14 protein-coding genes and 1 tRNA gene are annotated in these 18,407 nt (G+C 68.9%); 8 read left to right on the top strand and 7 right to left on the bottom strand.

The window, feature by feature from the left end:
- The first annotated feature begins 83 nt into the window (after positions 1-83).
- On the top strand, positions 84-1,721 hold the full coding sequence (locus tag ACFULV_RS17870; RefSeq protein WP_378657955.1) for a (2,3-dihydroxybenzoyl)adenylate synthase: 1,638 nt from the start codon (positions 84-86) through the stop codon (positions 1,719-1,721).
- Between the two features lie 112 nt (positions 1,722-1,833).
- Here ACFULV_RS17870 and ACFULV_RS17875 read toward each other — a convergent pair whose 3' ends face one another.
- Positions 1,834-3,135 (bottom strand): salicylate synthase, encoded by a 1,302-nt coding sequence (locus ACFULV_RS17875; protein ID WP_378657958.1) that lies wholly within the window; start codon positions 3,133-3,135, stop codon positions 1,834-1,836.
- A 248-nt stretch (positions 3,136-3,383) separates the two neighbouring features.
- Here ACFULV_RS17875 and ACFULV_RS17880 point away from each other — a divergent pair, with 248 nt between their 5' ends.
- Together ACFULV_RS17880 and ACFULV_RS17885 are read left to right on the top strand one after the other, a co-directional pair.
- Positions 3,384-5,801 (top strand): glycerol-3-phosphate 1-O-acyltransferase, encoded by a 2,418-nt coding sequence (locus ACFULV_RS17880; RefSeq protein WP_378657960.1) that lies wholly within the window; start codon positions 3,384-3,386, stop codon positions 5,799-5,801.
- Complete coding sequence (locus tag ACFULV_RS17885) at positions 5,801-7,213, top strand: HAD-IB family hydrolase (protein ID WP_378657962.1); 1,413 nt, start codon at positions 5,801-5,803, stop codon at positions 7,211-7,213. Before ACFULV_RS17880 ends, ACFULV_RS17885 begins: the two co-directional genes overlap by 1 nt.
- 38 nt (positions 7,214-7,251) lie before the next feature.
- On the opposite strand, the gene ACFULV_RS17890 is transcribed toward ACFULV_RS17885, so the two are convergent.
- The 3 genes from ACFULV_RS17890 to ACFULV_RS17900 form a co-directional block, all read right to left on the bottom strand.
- Positions 7,252-8,457, bottom strand: coding sequence for a Dyp-type peroxidase (locus ACFULV_RS17890; protein WP_378657964.1), 1,206 nt, complete (start codon positions 8,455-8,457; stop codon positions 7,252-7,254).
- Complete coding sequence (locus tag ACFULV_RS17895; protein ID WP_378657965.1) at positions 8,450-9,010, bottom strand: copper chaperone PCu(A)C; 561 nt, start codon at positions 9,008-9,010, stop codon at positions 8,450-8,452. Before ACFULV_RS17895 ends, ACFULV_RS17890 begins: the two co-directional genes overlap by 8 nt.
- 93 nt (positions 9,011-9,103) lie before the next feature.
- Positions 9,104-9,652, bottom strand: a complete 549-nt coding sequence (locus tag ACFULV_RS17900; RefSeq protein ID WP_378657968.1) for a hypothetical protein — start codon at positions 9,650-9,652, stop codon at positions 9,104-9,106.
- A gap of 152 nt (positions 9,653-9,804) precedes the next feature.
- Between ACFULV_RS17900 and ACFULV_RS17905 the strand changes: the two genes are divergently transcribed.
- Complete coding sequence (locus ACFULV_RS17905) at positions 9,805-10,239, top strand: DUF6069 family protein (RefSeq protein ID WP_378631873.1); 435 nt, start codon at positions 9,805-9,807, stop codon at positions 10,237-10,239.
- Positions 10,240-10,297: 58 nt separating this feature from the next.
- Here ACFULV_RS17905 and ACFULV_RS17910 read toward each other — a convergent pair whose 3' ends face one another.
- Together ACFULV_RS17910 and ACFULV_RS17915 are read right to left on the bottom strand one after the other, a co-directional pair.
- Positions 10,298-11,017 carry a polyprenol monophosphomannose synthase gene (locus tag ACFULV_RS17910; protein ID WP_228536832.1) on the bottom strand — a complete coding sequence of 240 codons (720 nt, stop codon included), beginning with the start codon at positions 11,015-11,017 and terminating at the stop codon, positions 10,298-10,300.
- A gap of 123 nt (positions 11,018-11,140) precedes the next feature.
- Positions 11,141-11,827, bottom strand: coding sequence for a GAP family protein (locus ACFULV_RS17915; protein WP_378657970.1), 687 nt, complete (start codon positions 11,825-11,827; stop codon positions 11,141-11,143).
- A 212-nt stretch (positions 11,828-12,039) separates the two neighbouring features.
- Here ACFULV_RS17915 and ACFULV_RS17920 point away from each other — a divergent pair, with 212 nt between their 5' ends.
- From ACFULV_RS17920 to ACFULV_RS17930, 3 genes are read left to right on the top strand one after another with little or no spacing between them, the layout of a single operon-like run.
- The gene (locus tag ACFULV_RS17920; protein ID WP_378631867.1) at positions 12,040-12,357 is read left to right on the top strand and encodes a hypothetical protein; all 318 of its coding nucleotides are present in this window, start codon (positions 12,040-12,042) and stop codon (positions 12,355-12,357) included.
- The gene (locus tag ACFULV_RS17925) at positions 12,357-13,649 is read left to right on the top strand and encodes a hypothetical protein (RefSeq protein ID WP_378657973.1); all 1,293 of its coding nucleotides are present in this window, start codon (positions 12,357-12,359) and stop codon (positions 13,647-13,649) included. The genes ACFULV_RS17920 and ACFULV_RS17925 overlap by 1 nt, the downstream gene beginning before the upstream one ends.
- Before the next feature lie 9 nt (positions 13,650-13,658).
- Positions 13,659-14,687: a hypothetical protein gene (locus ACFULV_RS17930; RefSeq protein ID WP_378657975.1), complete on the top strand. Its 1,029-nt coding sequence runs from the start codon at positions 13,659-13,661 to the stop codon at positions 14,685-14,687.
- Positions 14,688-14,749: 62 nt separating this feature from the next.
- On the opposite strand, the gene ACFULV_RS17935 is transcribed toward ACFULV_RS17930, so the two are convergent.
- Positions 14,750-14,823: transfer RNA gene (locus ACFULV_RS17935), tRNA-Asp, on the bottom strand.
- Between the two features lie 327 nt (positions 14,824-15,150).
- On the opposite strand from ACFULV_RS17935, the gene ACFULV_RS17940 reads away from it, so the two are divergent.
- Positions 15,151-18,384, top strand: coding sequence for a carboxyl transferase domain-containing protein (locus ACFULV_RS17940; protein WP_378657977.1), 3,234 nt, complete (start codon positions 15,151-15,153; stop codon positions 18,382-18,384).
- Positions 18,385-18,407 lie beyond the last annotated feature (23 nt).

Genomic DNA, 18,407 nt, shown 5'->3' on the forward strand with positions numbered 1-18,407 from the left:
GGTACTGCCCGGCGGCAGCCTACTCCATTGAGATAGGGTTGCCTAACCTTTGCAAGTGTAGCGAGACTCGAGTGAGGCAGTACGTGACGTCGACATCGGCAACCGGCCACCGCGAGGGCTACGTCCCATTTCCCGAAGCCGCCGCGCAGGAGTACCGGGCCGCGGGCTATTGGACCGGGCGAACGCTCGGCGACCTCCTCCGCGACACCGCGCGGACCCAGCCGCAGCGACCCGCGGTGCTCAGCGACGCCGGTGCGCAGACCTACGCCGAACTCGATGCCGCCGCCGATCGGATGGCGCACGGATTGCTGGCCCTCGGCATCAATCCCGGCGACCGCGTGATCGTGCAGCTGCCGAACATCCCCGAGTTCGCGACGGCCCTGTTCGGTGTGCTGCGCGCGGGGATCATCCCCGTCCTCACCCTGCCCGCGCACCGCCGCGCCGAGATCGAGCACCTGGCCGCGCTGTCCGAAGCGGTCGCCTACCTCATCCCCGACCACCTCGGCGACTTCGACTACCGCGAACTGGCCACCACCGTGCAGCAGGCGGTGCCGAGCCTGCGCCACGTACTGGTAGCGGGAGATCCGAACACCGGGGACGGCACCACATCCGGATTCCTCGCCCTGGATTCGGTTGCTCGCGACGGTGATTCGCTGCCCGAGATCGATCCGTCCGATATCGCGGTGATGCTGGTCTCCGGCGGCACCACCGGCCTGCCGAAGCTGATCGCGCGTACCCACGACGACTACGTCTACAACGCGACCGCCAGCGCGCAGATCTGCGAGCTCACCCCAGACGACGTCTACCTCACGACACTGCCCGCGGCGCACAACTTTCCGCTGGCCTGCCCCGGCATCCTCGGCACTGTCGCGACCGGCGGCGCCATCGCCTTCACCCTCGACCCGAGCCCCGAGGCCGCCTTCGCCGCGATCGAGAAGCACCGGGTGAGCGTCACCGGCGTCGTACCGCCGCTGGCCCAATTGTGGAGCGCGGCAGTGGATTGGGAAGACGCCGAACTGAGCTCGCTGCGGTTGCTGCAGGTGGGCGGCGCGCGACTGGCCGAGGTGAACGCCCGCGAGGTCGAGCCCGCGCTGGGCTGCACCTTGCAGCAGGTGTTCGGGATGGCCGAGGGGCTGCTCAACTACACCCGTCTCGACGACGACAAAGAACTGGTGTACACCACCCAGGGCCGCCCGCTCTCCCCCGCCGACGAACTGCGCGTCGTCGACGCCGACGGCAACGACGTCGCCCAGGGCGAAGAGGGCGAACTGCTCACCCGTGGCCCCTACACGCTGCGCGGGTATTACCGTGCGCCCGAGCACAACGCGCGCGCCTTCACTCCCGACGGCTTCTACCGCAGCGGCGACCTCGTCCGCCAACTGCCCAGCGGCCACCTCGTCGTGAGCGGCCGGATCAAAGATGTGATCAACCGCGGTGGCGAGAACATCTCCTGCGATGAGCTCGAGGAGCACCTGCTCGCCCACCCCGCCGTCCGCCATGCCGCCGCGGTGGGCCTGCCCGACGCCTCGCTGGGCGAAAAGGCCTGTGTGGTCCTGGTAGTCACCGGCGAACTGCCCGCCCTCGGGGAGATCAAGACCTTCCTCACCGAACGCGGCCTGGCCACCTACAAGCTCCCCGACCTGGTCCGGCAGGCGGACGCGCTGCCGATCACCGCGGTCGGCAAGATCGACAAGAAGGCCCTGCGCGCCCTGCACAGTTGAGTGACAACTGATTTCGCAAGAACATGGGTAACTCGCCGGGTACGCCCGGCAAGTTACCCATGATTCCGTCGGCCCGGCGCCCAAGCCTCACGCACCCCACGGCCGGCAGAAGTCACGGAGAGGCGGTATGAGCCTTGACCACGTAAGGCGCCACGCTGCCCAGCTTCTCGCAGGTCTCCTCGAACTCACGCTCGGGACGCGACTGCCCCACGATTCCGGCGCCGGCGCGCAACCACGCACCCTCACCGGTCTGGTAGATCGCCCGCAGCACCAGCGTCGCCTCCAACGCGCCGGTCGGCGAAACGCAGACCACCGCACCGGAGTACAGCCCACGCGGATCGTGATCGTTGCGGAACACCGAGTCGACGCCCGCGCGCTTGGGGATACCGGAGGCGGTCACCGACGGGAACAGCACCTCGAGCGCGTCCCACGCGGTGCGGTCGGCGGCCAGGGTGCCACGCACGGTGGACGCCAGGTGCTGCACACTGCCGCGCTCGCGCACGGCCATGAAATCGGAGACCGCGGACGTGCCCGGCACGGCCACCTCCGCGATCTCTGCGAAGGAGGTCTGCACCGAGATCGCGTGCTCCACGATCTCCTTCGGGTCCGCGAGCAGGTCGGCGCGGGCGGCATCATCGGCTTCGGCACCGAGCCCGAACGCCCGCGTACCCGCCAGCGGTTCGGTGGTGACGATGCGATCGTCGTCGACCGAGGCCACCAGCTCGGGGCTGAACCCGGCCGCTTCGAGCCCGCCCAGCCGCAGCAGGAAGGAGCGGGCGGGGGTGTTGTTGGCCCGGCCGAGGCGATAGGTCGCCGGCACGTCCACCGGGAACGGCAGCTCGACCTTGCGCGACAGAATCACCTTCTGGTAGCTGCCGGAACGGATTTCGGCGACCGCCGTGGCCACGCGCTGTTCGTAGTTCGTCGAGTCGGATCGCACGTCGACCGGCGTCGGCACCGGCAGGTCCACGCCCTGCGAGCCGGCGATCAGATCGTGGATGTCGCACGCCTCGCTCGGGGTGGCGCCGCTGATCCGCACGCCGGTGGCGTCGACGCGCACCTCGATTCGCGGAATCATCAGGTGCGCCAACGAGGTCAGCGGATTGAGATAGTGCGTCGCCGACAGCGAGTAGGCGCAGAATTCGAAGCCGATCCAGCCGTAGGCGTTGCGGCCGTCGAGCGGCAGGCCGGCCAGCGCGGAATCGATGGCGGTGGCCGGGCTGCCGGTCCAGGCGCGTGCGGTGGTCTCACCGCCCCAGACAGTGCGCAGCTCACCGGCATCGAGCTCGACGCTGCCGAGCGGATCGGCGGCAAACACCCACACACCGGGCTGTTCGTACATCACGTACTCACCGAATCGATCCGAGACGGCCAGACGTGACATCGCTGCCGCCGGGTCGGTCACATACTCCACCCGTACGGGTTGTTCCGTCGACGACAACGATCCTCCAAGGTAAAGCTGACCTAACTTTGCTTGGTTAGGTTAGCATTACCTCGCCGTTTGACCAGACCCGTGTTGGGTATTCTTCGCCACTTCCGCTCCAGCGGGCAAACCACCAGCACTGCCGCGCGCACCGGACATCGCCCGCTGCCCGCGCGTCGCGCAACGCGCTGTGGACCGAGTTCGGTGCGCCGAACCAGATCTGCGGCTTGAATGGAGCAATGATCGACAAAGGTGGGCGGCGCGGCCCGCAGGCAGACTCGGTGGTCGCCCTGGTCGACGCGGCCTCCGGCGTGGAACGCGCAGTGATCGGCGACTGGATCGCCCAGGGTGGTCTCGGCAGGGAGATCGACTCCACGGCCCCGGTGACCCAGCTCGACCTCGACGCCAAGGCCATCACCAAACGCCTTGTCGGCAGGCACGACGACCCGCTGGTGGTGCCGGTCCGGGTGTTGTGGCTGCCGCCCGAACGCGACGGCGTGCGCCGGGTGACCTTCGCCGACCTGGCGATGCTCACCAATCCGCGCAAACCCAACCGGCTCGTCCAGCGCAGGCTGCTGCGCACCGAACCCGACCGCCACCGCGTGCTGGTCGGCGCACCCGCCCGGCTCAGCGCGCTGCGCACCAACAATCCCGAGGCCGCGGCACTGTTGCGCGCGGGCTCGGCGGATCCGTTCGCGCGTGCGGTCGTGCGCGCCGCCGTGGTCGCGCTCGAACGTGCCGAACGCACCGTCATCGGCGATCGCTACAAGGTGCCCCAGCTGGTGGCCGAGGAGATCCTCGACTCCCCCGAATTCCAGCGCAAGCTCGACTACATCGCCGACGAGATCGGCTCCGAACCCGACCAGGTGTACCGCAACGCGGAGAAGGCGCTGCGCGAGCTGGTCGCCGCGCAGAGCCGGCTGGTCTCGGACCTGTTCACCCAGGCGATGCGACCGGTACACGCCTCGACCTGGAAGGTCGACACCGATCTACGCGGCCTCGACGCGTTGCGCAAGCTCAACCGCAAGCACCCGCTGGTGTTCCTGCCTTCGCACCGCTCCTATGTCGACGCGTTCGTGCTGGGTGACGTACTGGCGCGCAACGACTTTCCACCCAACCACGTGATCGGCGGCGCGAACCTCAACTTCTGGCCGATGGGACCGATCGCGCGACGCACAGGCACGGTGTTCATCCGGCGCAGCTTCGGCGACGACGAGGTCTACAAGGCGGTCGTCGAGGAGTACTTCGCCTACCTGCTGGCCAAGCGATTCAATATGGAGTGGTACTTCGAGGGCGGGCGCACCAGGACGGGCAAGCTTCGCCCGCCGCGTTACGGACTACTCAACTACCTTGCCGCCGCGGTCCGTTCGCGGCGCGTCGACGACGTGATGCTGGTGCCGGTCTCGATCACCTACGAGCGGCTCAACGAGCTCGGGGCGATCGCGAGCGAACAGGCAGGCGGCACGAAGAAGGCCGAGGGCATCGGCTGGCTCGCGAAATATGTCCGGCTTCAGCAGCACTCGGCGGGACGGGTGTATGTGCGCTTCGGCGAGGCTCTTTCGGCACGCGAGCGCCTCGGCGTGCACGGCGACCCCCTCGATCAACGCCCGGTGACCATTCCGCTGCGCGATACCGAGACCGGTTCCGCCACCGTTCCCGACGAGAAAGCCGTCGCCGACGCCGAGCACAAAGCGGTGCAGCGCCTGGCTTTCGACGTCGCGGTCGGCATCAACGCGGTCACCCCGATCACCGTCAACGCGCTGGTCACCCTGGCCCTGCTGGGCGTGCACGAACGCGCGCTCACCCTCGGGCAGGTGCGGACGGTGCTCGACCCGGTGCTGGGCTACATCGCCGTGCGCGGGCTGCCGAGCGGCGAATTGTCCACGCTGCGTGACGAACAGGGCCTGCGGGTAGTGCTCGAGCAGCTCGCGCTCGCGGGTGTTGTCACCGTGTACCGCGGCGGGTTGGAGCCGGTGTACGCGATCGAACCCGGGGTACACCTCGAGGCGGCGTTCTACCGCAACAGCGCGGTGCACTGGTTCGTCAACCGGGCCATCCTCGAGCTGGCCGCCCTGACCGCGGTGGAACAGCCGGGTGACGATCCGCTGCGGGCGGCATGGAAGGCGGCCTTCGCGCTGCGCGATCTGCTCAAGTTCGAATTCTTCTTCCCGGAACGGCAGGAGTTCGCCGAGCAGATCATCGAGGAAGTGCGCCTCATCGTGCCCGAATGGGACGAGCACACCCCCGACGATCGGCTGGATCGCCAATTCCTCGGCGCTGTCACCGAATCCGGGTTCGTGATGGCCCACCGGGTATTGCGATCGTTCTTCGACGCGCAGCTGGTGGTGGCCGAGCGTCTGGTCGCCCGCGCTGCCGACGCGACGATCGATCGCAAGGAATTCATCGACGAATGCGTGGCGGTCGGCAAGCAGATGCTGTTGCAGCAGCGGCTGCACAGCCCCGAATCGGTGTCGTCGGAACTGTTCACCAGTGCGTGGAAACTGGCCGACAACCACGGCCTCATCGCGCCCGCGGCCACAGGGGCCGAGGCCGAATTGATCGGCAAGCGCCAGGAATTCGCCGACCAGCTGCGTGATCTCGGAGAACGCATCGCCCGGGCGGCCTCGCTCGATCCGTCGAACAGGAACACGAACTGATGAGCACACTCGCCGAAGCAGTGTCCGCGATCCGGTCGGGTCCGCAGGGCGCGCGGATCGCCGCGGTGTTCGATTTCGGTGGCACCGTCGTCGACGGCCTGCCACGACGAGGACTGGCACGCAAGGTGTTCCGTCGTGGCGACGGACGCCTGGCCACCCTGCTCGGCGGCATCCAGCGCGGTGGCACCGATGGTGACTACGGACGCTTCCTGCACGCCGTGGAACAGACCTGGGCGGGCGCCACGGAATCCGAGCTCGAGCAGCTGGGCCGCAAGGCTTTCGCCAAAGAGATCTACGGGCGGCTGTTTCCCGAGGCGTGGCAGCTCGTCCGCGCGCACCAATTGGCCGGGCACACCGTGATCGTGGTCAGCGAGCTCACCCGATTCCAGGTCCGGCCCGTGGCCGAGCGGCTCGGCATCGACAACGTGGTGTGCACGGAGCTCGCCGTCCAGGACGGCGTTCTCACGGGCCACCCGGCGGGCGCCCCGGTGTGGCGCGCCGGAAAAGCCACGGCGGTAGCCGAATTCGCCGCGAACCTGGAGATCGGCTACGTCTATGCCGACAGCGTGACCGACCTGCCCCTGCTCGAACTCGCCACCCGGCCGACCGTGGTCGACCCGGACCCGGCGCTGGCCGCGATCGCCGTCGGCAACGACTGGCCCACCCTGACGTTCCGGCTGCGCCGGGCTCCACGCCCCGTCGACTACCTGCGCACCATCGCCGGATTCGCCGGGCTCATCGGCGGTGCGCTGATCGGCGTACTTCGCAAGTCCTACACCGGCAAACGCCAGACGATGGCCGACGCGCTCATGCACGACGCCACCACCGCCACCCTGCGCGCGATCGACGTACAGCTGCGCGTGGTCGGAGCCGAGAACGCCCGCGCACCCAGGCCCGCGGTGTTCCTGTTCAACCACCAGAGCCAGTTCGACGTGATCATCGTCCCGAAGGTGCTCGACGGTGCGGTAACCGGCATCGGCAAGAAGGAACTCGCCAACCATCCCCTGTTCGGCCCGCTGATGCGGTTCGTCGGGGTCACCTTCATCGACCGCACCGACACCGAGCGCGCGAAAGCCGCACTCGCCCCGGTCGTTTCGACCCTGCGCGACGGGCTCTCGATCGCGGTCGCCCCGGAGGGAACGCGCTCGTTCACCCCCGGCGTCGGTCCGTTCAAGAAGGGCGCCTTCCATATCGCCATCCAGGCGGGCGTGCCGGTGATCCCGGTGGTCGTCCGCAACGCCGGCGAGATCGCCTGGCGAGATTCACCGATCGCCCGGCCCGGCATCGTCGACGTGGCGGTGCTGGCGCCGATCGACGTCTCCGGCTGGGACCCGGCCGACATGGACGCCGAGGTGGAAGGTGTTCGGCAGCTGTTCGAAACCACCCTGCTGAACTGGCCGGAACCCGACTGAGATCCGGCCGGGCGTGGCATGCGCCCGGCCGGAATCTCTCAGCTCTCGAACAATTGCTGTCCGAGGTAGTTCCCGGCAGCGGGGACGCCGGGCGGGATCGCGAAGACGGCCGAGCCCACCGGTGTCGTCCATTCGTTCAGCGCGTCGAACTCCGCCAGCCGCTGCTGCACAGGCAGAAACTGGGCGTCGACGTCGCGCTGATAGGCGACGAACAGCAGTCCCGAATTCGACAGCTGCCCCGGGGCGGGCGCCTCGTCGTAGTTGAAACCGCGCCGCAGGAACCGTTCACCGTCGTGGGTGTGCCTGGCGCGGGCGACATGCGACGACGGCGGGATCACCGGGATGCCGTTGCGGTCTACCGCCGCCAGATCGGGTTCGTCGTTCTCGGCGGTGCCGGTGAGCGGCGCACCGGTGGTGACCTTCCTGCCGACGGTCAGTTCCCGGCCGTCGGCGTCGAGTTCGTCCCAGCGGTCCAGATCCATGGCGATCCGGCGCAGCACCAGCGAGGTGCCGCCCGTCAGCCACGGCGTCGACGCGCCGTCGTCCCACACCAGACGATCGAAGTCGACCGTGCGCGGGGCGATGTTGACGGTGCCGTCGACCTGGCCCATGAGGTTGCGCATGGTCTGGCCGCGTGGCGCGTCCCGGAAGCCGCGCTGCACCCACCGCACCGTCACCAGCGACTTCACATGCTTGGACAGCACCCGCACCGCGTGCGCGACCGTCGTCGCTTCCCCAGCGCAGACCTGGAGTACCAGGTCCGCGCCGGTGTAGGCGGGCTCCAGCCGGTCGACGGGAAACGGCGGCAGCTGCCGCAGCCACCTCGGTCGTCGTGCGGTGAGACCGGTGACGGTGAACAGCTCGGGACCGAAACCGACCGTGACCGTGAGCCCGGCAGGCCGGGCCGCGAGTTCCGGTTCGGTGTCGGCCAGCGCGGGAACGCCCTGGGTGAGCCGCGCTGCGTCGTCGGTCCAGATCCGGAGCAGGCCGATGACGTCCTCGCGTCCGACCCCGGGCGCGAGGTCGAAACCGGCGAAAGCCACGTGACCGGGTGGCGTCGTCTCGATGCCGGCCTGGTGCGTGCCGTAGAACGGAACAACCTCGCGCCCGACGTCGGGTTCTCGTTCCCGATCCCGGAGACCGGCCGCGCCCCAGCCGATTCCGGCCGCGCCGACGACACCCGCTGCCGCCGCTCCCCCGCCGAGCAACCGGCGGCGGGAGAGCCCGGCATGCGGATCAGCCACCGTGCGTGGGGTTCTCGGAGCCCGGCGTGTAATTCTCCTTGCCGCCGGCGAAATCGCGCACCTGGGCGCTGATGACGGTGCTCGAGCCGTCGGAGAAGGTCAGGGTCAGCGAGGTTTGCGCACCGGTACGCAATGGCTGCTTCAGGTCCATGAACATCAGATGCTCGGCGCCGGGCTTCAGTGTCACTTCACCGTGCGCCGGGATGGTGATGCCACCTTCCTTGGGACGCATGGTCTTGGCCCCGGTGCTGTCGGGCACGACCTCGTGGATCTCGACCCGGTCCGAGGACGGGCTGGTCGCGGCGACCAGGGTGACCGGCGCGTCCCCGGTGTTGCGCAGGTTGCCGAAAGCGGCGGACATGCCGGAGTCGGCGGCCTTGATCCACTGGTCGCTCATCGTGATCCGGTCACCCGCCGATGCGGGGGCAGCGGGTGCGGGTTCGGAACCCGAGCAGGCGGTGGCGAAGAAGGCGAGGACAGACAGTGCGGTCGCGGCGCCGAGACGGCGGGCGGCGCGGGGTGAACGCAGGTGGGTACGCGTGTACGCGGACATGGAGAACTCCGATCATCGGGTCAGGTGGGCCCCGGACCGGTCTGTCGGCACAGCGAATCATCCACCGGGACGGTGGAATTCAGCGGCGTCGAGCTACGCCGGTACGGGGGTGAGTGCGGTCGCGCCCCTTCGGGGCGGACCACGTAGCCCGATATCCGGTCGCAGGAGGAGTTGCCGGACTACCGCGCGCTCGTCGGCGGCGGGTAGCCGGACCGGACGCGCGGGAGGGCACCCGACCCCGGCCGCCACGAGAACCAGCTGACGCACGCTGGTGATCGCCCGGCGTACGCCGACTTCGGCGGCGCGAATCGCGATCGCGCCGACCGGGATCGCGACCAGGTGCGCGAGCACCATCGCGGCCGAAAGGGGATGGTGCTGGACATGTCCCAGCGACATCGCGGTGTGCCCGGCACACTGGCCGACAGCCAGCACCGCCATGGTCGAAACCGGACTGTGCCCGCGTGGCAGCGCGGAGACCACGACACCGATCAGGGCGCAGGCGGCGAACAGCAGGACCATCGACGAGCCGGCGGGAAGGGCGGTAGCGCCCCCGAGTCCGTGCGCGAGTACGGCGACCGCACCGGAGGCGGCACCCACCGCGGCGCCGCGTAAGCGCGCGGTGTGATCCGTCGGTGAACGCACGCAGCCATGCTACGACTACGTGTCGTAGATATCGGGATCAGGGCGTATGACCGGGATCTCATCGGCGCCGCACCCGAATTCCGAAGAAGGACTTGACCTTAACCATTGTTTGGGTTTGATGATGGTCTCACCACCGAATGAGGGAGAACATCATGACCACCACCACCGCCCCCGCCACCTACACCGTTCCCGCACTGAACCGGCCCGTGGCCGTGCTGGGCGCCGCTGCCACCGCCGTGGTGCTGAACCTGATCGTCTGGGCCGTCGGCGCCGCCGCGGGCGGGACGTTCACCACGATCGCCGACGGCAAGGTCACCGATGCCGCACCCGGCGGCGTGATCATGATGTCGGCGGTGCCGGTGCTGATCGGGCTGACCGTCGCCGTGCTGCTGTCCTACGTGTGGACCGGCGTGCTGCGGACCGCCGCCGTGGTCGGATCGGTGCTGTCGATCGCGACCATCGGGCTGACCGTGGCCGCCGACTTCGACACCGCCTCCACCATCGCCCTGTCGGTGATGCACGTGGTGCTGGTGCCGGTCATGGTGATCGCGCTGGAAGGTGTGCGTCGCGGCATCACCGCGAAGTGACCCGAACACACAGCGAAGGCCCCGCCGAGGAACGGCGGGGCCTTTCGCGTGCCGGGTTCTAGACCGAGCGACCGAACAGCAGCTTCCACGGCATGAGCGCCGATTCGAGCTGCACCTTCAGGCTCATCTTCGACGCGCCGACGGTGCGCTCCTCGAAGCGGATCGGCACCTCGGCGATCGTGTAGCCCTTCTTGATCGCGCGGTAGTTCATCTCGACCTGGAACGAATAGCCGTTGCTGCGGATCGACGCCACGTCGATCGCGCGCAGGGTGTCGGCCTTCCACGCCTTGAAACCGGCGGTCGCGTCCTTCACGCCCAGGCGCAGGATCAGGTTCACGTAGAAGTTGGCCCAGGCCGACAGGGCCTTGCGGTACCACTTCCACTCCGCGGCGGTGGAACCACCGGGCACGTAGCGCGACCCCAGCGCCACGCCGACATCGTCGGAGCTCAGCTTCTCGAGCATCGACGGGATCACCTCGGCGGGGTGCGACAGATCGGCGTCCATCTGGATCACCACGTCGGCACCCTCGTCGAGCGCCGCGGTGATGCCCGCGATGTAGGCGCGGCCGAGGCCGTCCTTCTCGGTGCGGTGCAGCACGCTCACCACATTCGGCAGCTCAGCGGCCAGTTTGTCGGCGACATCACCCGTGCCGTCGGGTGAATTGTCATCTACGACCAGCACGTGCAGATCGGACACCGGCAGAGCCGTCAGCCGCTCCACCGCCACCGGCAGATTTTCCCGCTCGTTGTAGGTCGGCACAACAACGGTAACCCTCAAGGGTCGCCCTCCCTGCTCACCTGGATAGCCCCGCGGCCCAGGATGCGGGCACGGGGCATGTCATCGATTCGTTATGACGGTACTCGATGGTCCTGACGCTTTCCTGAGTGGCCGTGCGGGCGCTCACCACAGCCGACCCGCGTGGACCAGCGCGTCGATGATCAATCCGAGGCCGAACACGACGAAAAGCACTCTGATGACCGGCGGCCCGAAGCGGGTGATGCCCCGCACGAGCAGGCGGTATACCCGCCGCGCGCGCGGTGTCCGCCGCATGGCGACCGCGAGCACGACCAGCGGCAGGATCAGGGCGATCGCGCAGTAGCCGGCCACGATCACCGGCCACACCACCGGAAGCGGGCGCTGTGCGGACAGCAGTGCCAGGGCCGCGAGGTAGGGCACCGAGGTCGGCACCTTCGCCAGACCCAGCGTGAAGCCGATCACGCCCATCAGCCACGGGTGTTTGCGCACCGGCTCGACCCAGCGACCACCGGTGGACACGGTGGTGTCCACCGGCAGCGCGGCGACCGCGATCAGCACCAGGCCGATCACCAGCTCACCCCAGTACCGCAGGGTGGGGGTCAGCTCGAAGTCGAGGAGCCGGACCAGGAAGTCGATGCCGAGTACGGTGCACACGCCGAAGACCACGGAGATCGCGAAAACACCGCCGAGGAAGCTGAGCACACCTGTCATCGGCGAGCGCCGGGTCAGCCTGGCGTCGGCGACCACGGCCGTGGTGATCGCCACCAGCAGCACGTCGAGCGCGTCGAGCAGAGCGAACCCGAGCAGGGCCAACAGTCGATACTCATCCATGACGTGGCTGACCCTACTCGCCGGTCATATTTCGATCGCCGACCCGTCAGTCACACCAGCACCACCCGGACATCGTGTGGAAAGTCCTTGACCTGCGCGGTCTCGAGATCGATCCTGCCATCTGGACTGGACTCCCCCGCAAACGGCGCTGGGTGGTTACGCTTTTCAGCACCGGCTGTGCCGGGATCCGCGATCGTGAAGGGGCAGACATCGTGGCAGAAATGTCATTCGACCCGTCAGCGCTCGACGCTTATCAGCGTGCGGCAGCTCGGGTTTCCGAACTTCTTGGCACAGCGGCCACAGATACGACGACCGCGGCCGGGGTCGACCTGTCCGGGCTCGGCGTGCTCGGGCGTGAATTCGCCGCCGCCTGGACACAGGCCGCGGGCGACCACGCGTCGACACTGAGCACGGCGGGCAACCTGGTCACCGCCTATCAGGACATCTTGAATCGCTTCGGCGCCAGCGTGACCGGGATCGATTCCGGGCTGGCGGGCGATCTGCGGGCAGCCGAGGGAGAGGTGGCGTGATGCGTTCCAAATCGCTGGTCACCGAGACCACGGTCAGCACGATCACCCCCGCCGAGGCCGAGGCGAAGATCGAGCCGGTGATCGCGCTGCTCGAAGTGCCGTTGCTCGAGTTGCGGAGATCGCTGGGCAGCAACACTTCCGCCGATCCCGACGCGTCCGTCGTCGCCGCGCTGACGTCGGCGTCCGCCGCGACCACGGCTACCGAAGACCCGCATCGGCTCGGGCTGTACGCGCTCGAGTCGACCGAGACCGCGGCGCCGGCCACGCCCGCGCTGCGGCAGACCGCGACCGAGGTCTCGGCCGCGGCCGATCGTGGGACCAGTTTGAGCTCGCTGCTCGGGCAGGCGTATTCGACACAGTCGACCGCGGCCGCCAAGGTCGACGCGATCATCGCCGACTTCCGGGCCAAGGCGAAGAAGGCCGCGCCCGCGGTGAACGAGAACAACCTGGACGCCATCGTCGAGCTGGCCGAGGAGGCCATTTCGGAAGCGGTCGGGGTGGTGGGCAATGCCAGCACCGAGATGGATCAGTACACCCGGGACACCAAGGGGCTCACCAGCGATCTCGGCGGGACCAACGGGGTAACCGTGCCCACCGGCGCGACGGAGGTGGCGCCCGGGGTCTATGTACTCGGCACCGGCGGATCCGATACGTCGTCGTGGGACGACTCCTCGTGGGATGACGAGGACGACAACATCGATCCGGCGACAGCGGCGCAGATCGCGTTGCAAGAGGCCCTGATCGACGGTGGGGTGTCCTTGGGAACCGCGGCGATCGACGCCGGTGTCACCTTCGGAACGCATCTGATCGACAAGATCGCCGAAGTCGCGATGCACGGGATCGACAAGGGCTCCGAGTTGGCGACGACCGGAATCGACACTCTCGCCGCGAATGCCACCGGTACCGAGGGCACCACCTCCACCTCCCCCGCGGGCACCACACCCGCCTCGCCGTCGACCAACGGCGGCGGCACCGGCACGAACACCTTGTTCGGCGGATTGGGTGGCGGCGCCAGCACCGGCGGTGGCGCCAACACCGGCGCCGGGGCGAACAGCGACAGTGGCGCGTCGGCGAAGCCGGATACCCCCGCGCCGTCCGCGCCGTTCCAGTCCAACCAGACGCCGAAAACCGAACAGCCCCAACAGGCTCCGAGCACACCGGCGCCGGCCCAGCAGCCGATGCAAGGCGGGGTGGTTCCGCCCGGCAGCCGTCCGCAGCAGGATCAGGAGACCGAGAAGCCCTCCGCCGCACCTAAACACGGTCAACCGGGAGTCGTCCCGGCGCCGGCGTAGGACCCCCGGATGGAGAATCCGTTCGGTGCCTACTTCACGTCGCCGGATGCCACGCCGCCCGGTCGCCGTCGCCCGCAGGGCAAACGGCGCCGCAGGCGGCGACGCGAGGCCGAGCCGCAGACGATCGGCACGAACCCCGAGACCTGGCCGCCACCCGACCCGGAACCGTTCGACAGCAACGACCCGTTCGAGCCCGCACCCGTCCAGCCGGTATATCGAAACCCCGCCGACGACGACGGGTTCACCGGCGACTGGAACGACTGGAACGACGGCGACGCGCCGGTCGAGACACAGCGCGGCGACGATGTCGACTGGAACGACTGGGCCACCGCCACCGCCACCGAACAGAGCGGCGACCACGTAGAGATGCCGGTATTGCCGCGACTCAAGGACTTCGGCGGCGGCGGCCAGATCGCACGGCGGCCCCGCAAGAACTTCGACGACGAACGCTACGACGACAGCGGCGGCCGGGCGAAGGCCGCCGCCGCGATCAAGGGTGTGGTCGGCGCGCTCGCCTTCGTCGTCGTGCTCGGCGTGGCCGCCACCATCTTTCTCGGCCCCGCCGACAAGACGAGCACCACCACCCAGGCCGCCGTCCCTGGCTCGCGGGCGACCACGTCCACCGTGGTTCCCCCGCTCCCCGCCCACGCTCTGTCCGGCTGCGAGTCCTTCCGCACTCCCTCGATCACCATCAGCGCCGAGCGCGGCGACACCGCCAGCCCCGAGGGCGCCATCCTCGGCTTCGAATACAGCTACTACGTCGACCGCGACGCCGCCAAGGCCCGTTCGTTCGTCACCGACAACGCGCATGTGGGCAATGCCTCGGCCTTGGCCGAAGGCATCGGCTCGCTGCCCCTCGACGTCAAATACTGCGTCCACATCACCAAAGCCGACGCCGCCGACCCCACCCTCTGGAACGTCACCATCCACCAGAAATGGCCGGGCGACGCCACCACCGAGAAGATCGACCAGGTCATGCGCACCACCGAGGTAGCCCCCGGCCGCCACCGCATCACCAGCATCGACCACCGCATCTGACCACGTCCTCGAACGCGAAAGTCCCCCGCACCGGGATCGGTGTGGGGGACTTTGCCGTGTTGCGACCCTGACGGGACTCGAACCCGCGACCTCCGCCGTGACAGGGCGGCGCGCTAACCAACTGCGCTACAGGGCCTTGCATCGTTACGTCGGGGGATATTACCCGGTGGGCATCGGTTTCGGTAACCGAACAGGTCAGGCGGCGAATCGCATGTTGACACTGACGTCAACATCAATAACACTTGTGACGGTAACCACAAGCGAGGCGCGGGCCGGATCGGCACGCAAGGGCAGCGCAGGTCCGTGTTCGCCGATGGCGCGCTGGTGGCGCTGATCGAGCACCGGGCGGGGAGCGATCCCGCGATCGGCGCGAGTGGTTCATCACCGACCACATCGCCATCGCCGAACGACTGATCGCTTTCCCCGGCCCGACCCGCACCGCCACCGAATCCGAGGACATCCAGTGAAGCTGCTCATCGCCAACCGCGGCGAGATCGCCCTGCGCGTCCTGCGCACCGCCGCCGAGCTCGGTATCGACACCGTGGCGGTGTACGCCGAGGACGACGCCGACAATCCCGATGTGCACGCGGCGGGCGAGGCGATCCTGCTGGCGGGCACCGGCGCGACGCCCTACCTCGACCACTCCGCGATCCTGGCCGCCGCCAAGGAATCCGGCGCCGACTACTTGCATCCCGGCTATGGATTCCTCAGCGAGAACGCCGAGTTCGCCCGTGCGTGCGCGGCCGACGGCGTCACGTTCGTCGGCCCCGATCCCTCGGTGCTCGACCTGTTCGGCGACAAGTCCTCGGCCCGCGCGACCGCCGTGGCCGCCGGCGTCCCCGTCTTGCCCGCGACCGAGGGACCGACCACCGTCGAGCAGGTTCACGCGTTCTTCGGCACGCGTCCCGGCGCGATCATGATCAAGGCGCTGGCCGGTGGTGGCGGCCGCGGCATGCGGGTGGTGCGGAGCGCGCAGGAGATCGACGACGCGTACCGGCAGTGCGCCGCGGAAGCGCGGCTCGGTTTCGGCAATCCGGCGGTCTTCGCCGAGACGCTGTTCGAGAACGCCCGGCACATCGAAGTCCAGGTCGTCGCCACCGGCGGCACAGCGCTGGCACTGGGCGATCGCGATTGCAGTGTGCAGCGCAGGCATCAGAAGCTGCTCGAAATCGCGCCCGCGCAGGGACTTTCGGACACCCAGCGCCGAGAACTCCACGCGGCGGCGGCCCGACTGTGCGCCCACGTCGACTATCGCGGGCTGGCCACCGTCGAATTCCTGGTCTCCGACAGCGAATTCGCTTTCCTCGAGGTGAATCCGCGAATCCAGGTGGAGCACACCGTGACCGAGGAGGTCACCGGCGTGGATCTGGTCGCCGTGCAGCTCGCGATCGCCCAGGGCACGCCCTTCGGCGAACTGGGGTTGCCGAGCGGAATCGTCTCCACCGGAACTGGATCCACCGGTGATCCGGCCGCCGCCGACGGCATCGCGATCCAGGCCAGGGTCAACATGGAAACGATGACGGCCGACGGTTCGACGGTGCCGACCGCGGGCACCCTGACCACCTTCGCACCGCCGACCGGCCCCGGCGTGCGGGTCGACACCTTCGGCCGCTCCGGGCTGACCCCGAGCCCGCGCTACGACTCGCTGCTGGCCAAGGTGATCACCCGCACCCGCGGACAGTCCTTCCCCGCCGCCGCCCGCAAGGCCGCGACAGCACTCGCCGAGTTCACCGTGACCGGCATCGGTACGAACATCTCGTTCCTGCGCGAGATCCTCGCCGACAGCACCTTCCAGTCAGGACTCGCCACCACCGGCTTCCTCACCGAGCGGCTGACCGAACTGGCGGCAGCGGCGCAGACCGATCAGCCCGAGGTCGCGATCACCGCGATCGAGCTGTATCCAGGGCAGGAGGCCGTGCACGCTCAGCTCGCGGGCACGGTGGTCGAGGTGACCGAGGAGGGTGCCGACGTCGGCGCGGGCGGTCAGCTCGCCGTGCTCGAGGCCATGAAGATGCAGCACGTGGCCGCCTCACCCGATGCCGCCAGGACCGTCCGGGTGCTGGTCCGCCCCGGCCAGGTCGTCGCGCCGGGCGATCCGCTGGTCATCATCACCCGCACCGGCGCGGACGAGTCCGGCGGCGCGCACACCGAGCTGGATCCCGACCGCGTTCGCGCCGATGTCGACGAGATCCGCGCCAGACACCTCGTGACGCTGGACGAGTCCCGCCCGGCGGCCGTGGACAAACGGCACCGGCTCGGTCGCCGCACGGCCAGGGAGAACATCGCCGACCTGGTCGACGAGGGCAGTTTCGTCGAATACGGCGCGCTCGCGTTCGCCGCGCAACGCAGCAGACGCGCCGAAGCGGACCTGATCGCCAACACCCCCGCCGACGGCCTGGTCACCGGCTTGGCGACCATCGGCGCCGACCGCTTCGGCAACGCCGAGGCGGTGGTGGTCTCCTACGACTACACCGTGCTCGCCGGCACCCAGGGCAAGAACAACCACGCCAAGACCGACCGCGCCTTCGAACTCGCCGAACGCAAGCGGATTCCGGTGGTGCTGTTCGCCGAGGGCGGCGGCGGCAGGCCGGGCGACACCGACGGGACCGGCATGGGCCTGGATGTGACGACCTTCCGCGCGCTCGGCGCGCTACGCGGCAAGGTACCGCTGGTGACGATCGTGTCCGGCCGCTGCTTCGCGGGCAACGCCGCCCTGGCCGGTGTCTGCGACGTGATCATCGCGACGCCGGACGCCAATATCGGCATGGGCGGACCGGCGATGATCGAGGGCGGCGGGCTCGGCGCCTGCCGCCCGGAGGACATCGGCCCGGTCGAGGTGCAGCGACGCAACGGTGTCGTCGACCTGGTCGCCCGCGACGAGGCGCACGCGGTGGCACTGGCCAAGCAGTACCTGGGCTACTTCCAGGGCAGGGTCGACGATGTCCAGGCACCGGATCCACGGCTGGCCCGGCACGTGGTGCCGGAGAACCGGTTGCGCGCCTACGACATCCACCGCGCCATCGACGCGATCGTCGACGTGGGCTCGGCGCTGGAGCTGCGGCCGGACTACGGGGTCGGCGTCGTCACCGCGCTGGTGCGGGTACACGGCGAACCGTTCGGCTTGATCGCCAACAGCAGCCACCACCTGGGCGGTGCGATCGATGCCGAGGCCGCCGACAAGATGGGCGAGTTCCTCACGCTGTGCCAGTCGTTCGGGCTGCCGGTCGTCTCCCTGTGTGACACACCGGGTTTCATGGTCGGACCGGAGGCTGAGAAAACCGCGACGGTGCGCCGGTTCAGCAAGCTGTTCGTACTCGGCGCGCAACTGAGCGTGCCGTTCGGCACCATCATCCTGCGCAAGGGCTACGGACTCGGCGCGATGGCGATGGCGGCGGGCCACTTCCACGCGCCGCGGTTCACCGTCGCCTGGCCCACCGGCGAGATCGGGCCCATGGGCCTGGAGGGCGCCGTTCGCCTCGGCTTCAGCAAAGAGCTCGCCGCCGTTACGGATCCGGACGAGCGCGAGACGCTGTTCCAGCAATTGCTCGCCATGGCCTACCAGCAGGGCAAGGCGCTCACCGCTGCCACGGGTTTCGAACTCGACGATGTGATCGACCCCGCCGACACCCGCACCTGGATCGCCACCCTCGTCGACGGCCGGGCGCGCGGAGGGTCGTGGGACAGCTCGGCCACTTGATACCCCCTTCGCTCTCTGTGTGA

This window comes from Nocardia sp. NPDC057272, from assembly GCF_042668615.1.
In the GTDB taxonomy this organism is placed as follows: Bacteria; Actinomycetota; Actinomycetes; order Mycobacteriales; family Mycobacteriaceae; genus Nocardia.

What these genes read in the sequence shown, in the direction of transcription:
- ACFULV_RS17880 (WP_378657960.1), top strand. Translation starts at nt 3,384, where the DNA reads ATGATCGACAAAGGTGGGCGGCGCGGCCCGCAGGCAGACTCGGTGGTC.
- ACFULV_RS17885 (WP_378657962.1), top strand. Translation starts at nt 5,801, where the DNA reads ATGAGCACACTCGCCGAAGCAGTGTCCGCGATCCGGTCGGGTCCGCAG.
- ACFULV_RS17895 (WP_378657965.1), bottom strand. Translation starts at nt 9,010, where the DNA reads ATGTCCGCGTACACGCGTACCCACCTGCGTTCACCCCGCGCCGCCCGC.
- ACFULV_RS17905 (WP_378631873.1), top strand. Translation starts at nt 9,805, where the DNA reads ATGACCACCACCACCGCCCCCGCCACCTACACCGTTCCCGCACTGAAC.
- ACFULV_RS17915 (WP_378657970.1), bottom strand. Translation starts at nt 11,827, where the DNA reads ATGGATGAGTATCGACTGTTGGCCCTGCTCGGGTTCGCTCTGCTCGAC.
- ACFULV_RS17925 (WP_378657973.1), top strand. Translation starts at nt 12,357, where the DNA reads ATGCGTTCCAAATCGCTGGTCACCGAGACCACGGTCAGCACGATCACC.
- ACFULV_RS17930 (WP_378657975.1), top strand. Translation starts at nt 13,659, where the DNA reads ATGGAGAATCCGTTCGGTGCCTACTTCACGTCGCCGGATGCCACGCCG.